The organism is Streptomyces sp. NPDC042002 (assembly GCF_055588305.1).
The window spans coordinates 228,417-234,416 of record NZ_JBVJCT010000008.1 but is presented as its reverse complement, the minus strand read 5'-3'; the positions used below and the strand labels follow the sequence as shown (position 1 = coordinate 234,416).

7 protein-coding genes are annotated in these 6,000 nt (G+C 71.3%); 4 read left to right on the top strand and 3 right to left on the bottom strand.

Features of this window, described 5'->3' with window-relative positions:
• The first annotated feature begins 259 nt into the window (after window positions 1-259).
• Entirely contained in the window at window positions 260-772 is a 513-nt protein-coding gene (gene msrA / locus ACZ6KY_RS15585) for a peptide-methionine (S)-S-oxide reductase MsrA (RefSeq protein ID WP_469310821.1), read from the top strand.
• A 289-nt stretch (window positions 773-1,061) separates the two neighbouring features.
• Here msrA and ACZ6KY_RS15580 read toward each other — a convergent pair whose 3' ends face one another.
• Complete coding sequence (locus ACZ6KY_RS15580) at window positions 1,062-2,495, bottom strand: MFS transporter (RefSeq protein ID WP_469310820.1); 1,434 nt, start codon at window positions 2,493-2,495, stop codon at window positions 1,062-1,064.
• Window positions 2,496-2,687: 192 nt separating this feature from the next.
• Between ACZ6KY_RS15580 and ACZ6KY_RS15575 the strand changes: the two genes are divergently transcribed.
• Window positions 2,688-3,704: an Lrp/AsnC family transcriptional regulator gene (locus tag ACZ6KY_RS15575; protein WP_469310819.1), complete on the top strand. Its 1,017-nt coding sequence runs from the start codon at window positions 2,688-2,690 to the stop codon at window positions 3,702-3,704.
• Between the two features lie 76 nt (window positions 3,705-3,780).
• Here ACZ6KY_RS15575 and ACZ6KY_RS15570 read toward each other — a convergent pair whose 3' ends face one another.
• Both ACZ6KY_RS15570 and ACZ6KY_RS15565 read right to left on the bottom strand, forming a co-directional pair.
• Window positions 3,781-3,924 (bottom strand): hypothetical protein, encoded by a 144-nt coding sequence (locus tag ACZ6KY_RS15570; RefSeq protein WP_469310818.1) that lies wholly within the window; start codon window positions 3,922-3,924, stop codon window positions 3,781-3,783.
• A gap of 295 nt (window positions 3,925-4,219) precedes the next feature.
• The gene (locus ACZ6KY_RS15565; protein WP_469310817.1) at window positions 4,220-4,585 is read right to left on the bottom strand and encodes a nuclear transport factor 2 family protein; all 366 of its coding nucleotides are present in this window, start codon (window positions 4,583-4,585) and stop codon (window positions 4,220-4,222) included.
• Between the two features lie 255 nt (window positions 4,586-4,840).
• Between ACZ6KY_RS15565 and ACZ6KY_RS15560 the strand changes: the two genes are divergently transcribed.
• Entirely contained in the window at window positions 4,841-5,152 is a 312-nt protein-coding gene (locus tag ACZ6KY_RS15560) for a WhiB family transcriptional regulator (protein WP_469310816.1), read from the top strand.
• Window positions 5,153-5,319: 167 nt separating this feature from the next.
• On the top strand, window positions 5,320-5,922 hold the full coding sequence (locus tag ACZ6KY_RS15555) for a GNAT family N-acetyltransferase (protein ID WP_469310815.1): 603 nt from the start codon (window positions 5,320-5,322) through the stop codon (window positions 5,920-5,922).
• Window positions 5,923-6,000: the final 78 nt, after the last annotated feature.

Sequence of the window (6,000 nt, the reverse complement as noted above, 5' to 3'; positions counted from 1 at the left end):
AAGGGCAATGCTCCTGGTTTATTCGTCGGCGCTGTTCTGCTGTTCTCCCCCCCCCCCCCCCCCCCCCCCCCCCCCCCCCCCCCCCCCGCCACCGGTCTCTCTCACGTCTCAGGGGCCGGACCGGGAATTTCGACCGGCCCTTCCGGCCTTGTGCAGTTCGGTGCCACGTCGCTGCGACGGCGGGGGAGACGGACCGCCCGGAGCGCGTGCGGTGGCGCCTGTGCGAGTCTGACGAGGACGAGGAAGAAGGGTGCGTGCGATGAGCCGGAACGAGGAGAAGGCGCTGCTGGCGGGCGGCTGTTTCTGGGGCGTGCAGGATCTGATCAGGACGTTCCCGGGCGTGCTGGACACCCGGGTGGGATACAGCGGTGGCGACGTGGCCAACGCGACGTATCGCAACCATGGGACGCATGCCGAGGCGATCGAGATCACGTTCGATCCCACGAAGACGGACTACCGGACGATCCTGGAGTACTTCTTCCAGATCCACGACCCGTCCACGAAGAACCGGCAGGGCAACGACATCGGTCTCAGCTACCGGTCCGCCATCTTCTACGTCGACGACGAGCAGAAGCGGGTCGCCGAGGAGACCATCGCCGATGTCGACGCCTCCGGGCTGTGGCCGGGGAAGGCTGTCACCGAGGTCGCACCGGCCGGTCCGTTCTGGGAGGCGGAGCCGGAACACCAGGACTACCTTCAGCGCTATCCCGACGGCTACACCTGCCACTTCGTACGTCCGAACTGGCGGCTGCCGAGGCGCGCGGAGTCCTGAGCCGGGCCTGACGTCCCGCGCCCACGCCGGTTGCGAGCCGTGGCGCCCGCCCGCACTGGTCGCGGGCGGGCGCCATGAGTTCGTGCCGGTTGCGGGCGCCCTGTCGGCACCCGCGCCGGGTAGGGGCGGGTGCCTTGTGCGTGCGGCGGGTTCGGGCGCGGGTTCTTCGTTCGTACGTCGCCGATGTGGGCCGGGGTGTTCCCGCGCGGTGGTGGCGGCCCGGCTGTTGTCGCCGGCTTCCGGCTGCCCGAGCCGTACGAGGCCGGTGGTGGCCGGCGGCAGTTGGCCGTCAGCGGGTAGCGGGGCGCGCGGTCATGGCCATGGCCGCCACCGCGGTCGCTGCCAGGATCACCCCGGTGACCCCCAGGGCGTGCTCGGCCGCGGTGCGCGCGTTGCCGGCCGCCCCCAGGTAGATGCCGCCGATGACCGCGACACCGAGTGTGCCGCCGAGTTGCTGTACGGCGTTGAGCAGGCCGGCCGCCGAACCGGTCTCCTGCGGGCCGACGCCGCTGAGCGCCGTACTGAAGAACGGCGGGGTGAACAGGCCGGTGCCCAGCCCGGCGACGGCGAGCGCGACGGGCAGCGCGGCCGGATAGCCGCCGGGATCCGCACTGCGGTACGCCAGGACGGCGGCTGCCAGCCCGATCGCGAGGACGGCGATACCGGTGTGCATGACGCGCGTCCCGTACCGTGCGACCAGATGCGAGCCGGCCGCCCAGGAGCCGATCGCGAGTCCGGCGGACCACGGCAGCAGGGTGAGCCCCGCGGTGAGCGGACCGTCGTGCAGGCCGAGTTCGAGGTGCAGGACGACGGTGATCATGACGCCGTTCATCACGGCGAAGAACAGCGTCGACGTGGCCAGCGCGGCGGGAAACGCCCGGCCGCGCAGCAGGGCCGGCTCGATCAGCGGTGCGTGGCCGCGGCGCCCGGCGCGGCGTTGATGCATCACGAACACGCCCAGAACCACGGCTCCCGCAGCCGCGACGGCCCACCTCGCGGGCCCGGGACTGCCGGAGGCCAGCGGGCACACGACCAGGGCGGTGCCGAGCATGGCGAGGACCGTGCCGGCCGGGTCGAGGCGGGGCCGGGCCGGCGCCCGGTCCTCGGTCAGGTACCGGGACGCGGCCAGGACCGCGGCGGCCGGCGGGAGGTTGACGAGGAAGACCGCGCGCCACGAGGAGCCGAACAGGTCGGCGTGGGTCAGGAGGCCCCCGAGGACCGGGCCGAGGACCGCGGACAGGCCCATGACCGGACCGATCATGCCGAGGGCCCGGGTGAGTTCGTCGCCGTCGTACATGGCGCGGATCAGCCCGAACGTCTGCGGGATGATCACGGCCGCCGCCGCGCCCTGCACGGCACGGAGCGCGATCAGCGTCGCGGCGCCCGGCGCGAGCGCGCAGGCCAGGGAGGTGGCGGCGAACACGACGACCCCGACGCGGAAGACCCGTCTCCGGCCGGCGATGTCGCCGAGCCGGGCACCGGTCAGCAGGCCGAGGGCGAACGCGAGGGTGTAGGCGGCGCTGAACCACGGGATCGTGGCCCGTGCTCCGCCGAGGTCGGTGTGGATGACGGGGCCGGCGACCTGGACGATCGTGGCGTCGAGGAGGTTCATCGCCTCGGCGGTCAGCACCGCGGCGAGGGCGAGCCCACGGCGGCCGGAGTCCGGCGGGGCGACGGTGGCGGGCCGGCCGGGGCCGGCGGTGCGATGCGTGGTGCGGGACATGGGTCTCCCCCCCGGGGACTGCACGATTGTGTCGGTGGTGGCCGGGTGTGTCGGTGGCGGCCGGGCCGTGCACGGGACGGTCGCCGTACGGCGGGCGGCCGGTGACCAGCGTGCCGCCCGGCTTCCACACGCTTCCATTTCTCCAGCCGTCTTCAGCGATTTCTTCCATCCCGGTCGGCTAATTTTGTGAGTGTGCTCGTACTGGATGAACTGGACCGGGGTCTGATCCACGCCCTGCATGTGGACGCGCGGGCGCCGTTCACCCTCGTCGCCGATGTCCTCGGTTCCTCGACGCAGACAGTGGCCCGCCGCTACCGCAGGCTGTACGCGCGGGCCGGGCTGCGCGTGGTCGCCCTGCCCACGCCCCGCAGCTCCGGCACACACCAATGGTTCGTACGGCTGACCGCCGCGACGCGCACCGCGCACGACATCGCGCTGGCACTCGCCCGCCGCTCCGACACCTCCTGGGTACGACTCACCTCCGGAGGCACCGAGATCGTCGCGATCATCCACACCGCGCCCGCGCCCGCGGGACCGGACGCGCACGCGTTGCTGCTGCGCGACATCCCCCGCACCGCAGGGATCACGGCCGTGTCGGCGCACTACCTGTTGCACACCTACCTGGGCGGCCCGACGGCGTGGCGCGGCCGGGTCGACGCCCTGGACGCGGACCAGGAGGCCCGGCTGCGCGCCGAGACCAGTACGGCGGACACGTCGAACACCGCGAACTCCGCTGGCCCCGCAGCCTCCGACGCCCCCGCCCGTCTCCTCACGGACGCGGACCGCCTGCTGGTGTCCGCGTTGCGCGAGGACGCGCGCCTCAGCTACGCGGAACTGGCCACCGCCACCGGCACCACCGCGTCCACCGCCGCCCGCCGACTGGCCGAACTACGGGCACGCGGGGCGCTGTTCTTCGACGTCGACATCGATCCGGGGCTGCTGGGCGTGACGGTGTCCGCGCTGCTGTGGATGCAGGTGGCCCCGGCACACCTGGATACGGTGGCGACAGCGCTGGCCGGACACGACGAACTCGCGGTGGTCGCCGCGACGACCGGCCCGACGAACCTCGTCGCCCACGCGCTGTGCCGCGACGCGGAGGCCCTGCACCACTACCTGACGCGGCGGCTGGCCTGGGACGCCGTCACGCGGATCGAGACGGCGCCGGTGCTGCGCACCTACAAGGCGGCGGCGACGCTGCGCGCGGGCTGACTCCGGCCGCCGAAACGGCGGACGGGCAGCCGGGCCTGCGAATTCCAGGGATCTGGGCCTGGATCTGGATCTGTGTCTAGTTCGGGACGGCGGGCGGGGTGAGGGTGTGGATCAGCGCGGTCAGGCCCTGTTCGTAGACGCCGTGGAACAGGGTGACGGCGTCGTCGTCGCTGATGCCGTCGGGCGTGAAGGTGCCGGACTCGCGTTGCCCGAGAAGCATCCCCTTGTCCTGGCAACGGAGTTGACGTCCGACATCCTTGACGGGCAGCCGTGGATCGCGGTGGGCGACGCACAGGATCCGGCCTGGCGCGACACGTTCGTCAGGCGTCGCGGTACGCGAACCGCCCTGGTACGAAGGGTCCGTTCAGCTGTGGGCCGCCTGGCATCGAGTTGATCTACGACCCGTGGTGGCCGCGTTCCGTGAAACGGTGCTCGCGGATCGGGCCGTGACGTGAGCGGAGGCGGCGGCTCGCGCGCAGACACAGAAGCCCCAGCGGGCTGTCCCGCCGGCGACCTCAGACGTAGGCGTTCTGCTTGAGCTCGATCACCCAGGCGCGGCGTTCGCAGATCTTCCCCTCGCGCATGCGGAACACCTCGGCCATCGACATGCGCATCACCTCACCCGTGTCGCGCGTCACCGTTCCGGTGAGTTCGGCCATGACCACGTCGTCCTCCTCGACCATGCGTACGACCTCCAGTTGGGGAGGCGGGACGAAGCCGGGGCCCTCGATGGCGGCGTCGTACGCCTCCTTGCCGGTCAGGTGGAAGCCGCCGAAAACCGTCCACTCGATGTCGTCGGTCAGGCAGCTCAGGATCTGTGCGTGATCGTTCTTGCGGAAGCCGTCCAGATAGGTCTCGACGGTCTGCTTGTTCCGGGACATGGCTCCTGCTTTCCTGCGCGACGAAGGGGGCGAGGGCGGCTGTATCGCCCTCCGGAGGTCCTGATCCGGACCGTAGACCGTTGAGGCACCTCCATAGCGCGGCTGTGCGCGGGAGGCAAGCGGCGCTCACTCGAAGGTGTGGTGCGTGCGGCAGATAGAGTGACGGTCCTCGAAAGGCGTAGTGTCATATGCCTGTTGCCCAGGGCAGTCGGGCAACTCGCAGGCGGGGGCCAGGGGAGAGGACGGCATCACGAGATGACGAGCACCGACTGGAGCGACCGAGGATTGTGCCGTACGGCCGATCCCGACGACCTGTTCGTCGAAGGCGCCGCGCAGAACCGGGCCAAAATACTGTGCATCGGCTGCCCCGTACTCACCGAGTGCCTCGCCTATGCGCTGGACCACCGCATCGAGCACGGCGTATGGGGAGGTATGACCGAGCGTGAGCGCCGTGCCCTGCTCCGCCGCCGTCCGACGGTCACCTCCTGGCTGCACCTCCTGGAAACGGCCCGGGTGGAACACGAACGTACCCACGAGGCCACGGCTGCGGCGGACAGGGCGAGCTGACGTTCCCGCGCGCCCATGGGTACGCCGGGATCTCAGGACAGTCCCGGACGTCCGCGGACGACATCACGCCGAGCCAGGAGCACGCGGCCCCGCCGCAGGGCGCGGCCATCGAGGCTGAGCGGGGAAACTCGGTGGCTCCGGCCTGGAGCCGTCCGTAGCATCCGACCGTGATCGAAGACGCCGGGACCACGGACGACGAGCGTGACGCGGAGCCGGAGAGACAGCTCTCCTGGCGTGCCCGGGCTGTTGGTCTCGCGGTAGTCGAGGTGGAAGACGCCGAGCTCCTGCACGGCTGGCGATCCGATCCGGTGAACGCCTATCAATTCGGCACCTGGCCGCGCTCACTCACCGCGACGCGTGAGCGCATCGAGCGCGACAGCGACGACGACGATCGCGACGACTTCCTCGTCCTGCTCCCGGACGGCACCCCCATCGGCCACATCGCCCTGAGCGTCCAGAACATGGGCGATGGCACCGCGGAGGTCGAGCTGATGCTGGACCCGCGGTATCGAGGCCACGGTCACGGCGCCGACGCGCTCGACGCTCTCGTGGACCTGGCGTTCGGTGAACTCCCGCTGTACCGGCTCGCCGCGGAGACTCACACCGAAAACGCCCCCGCCCTCGCGGTCCTCGCCAAATCCGGCTTCGTGCAGGAGGGCGTCAGCCGTGCCGCCTGTCTCCATCGCGGCCGGCGCCACGACCTCGCCCTGTTCTCACTGCTCCGCCCCGAATGGGAGGCGTTGAGCCGTCCTCGTGCCTGGGACGCCTGACCGGGCACAGAACACGTAGCCACCTTCCGGCCCCGTCGGCCTCTCCCACGCCACGATGGGGGCAAAGGGCGAGGAAGC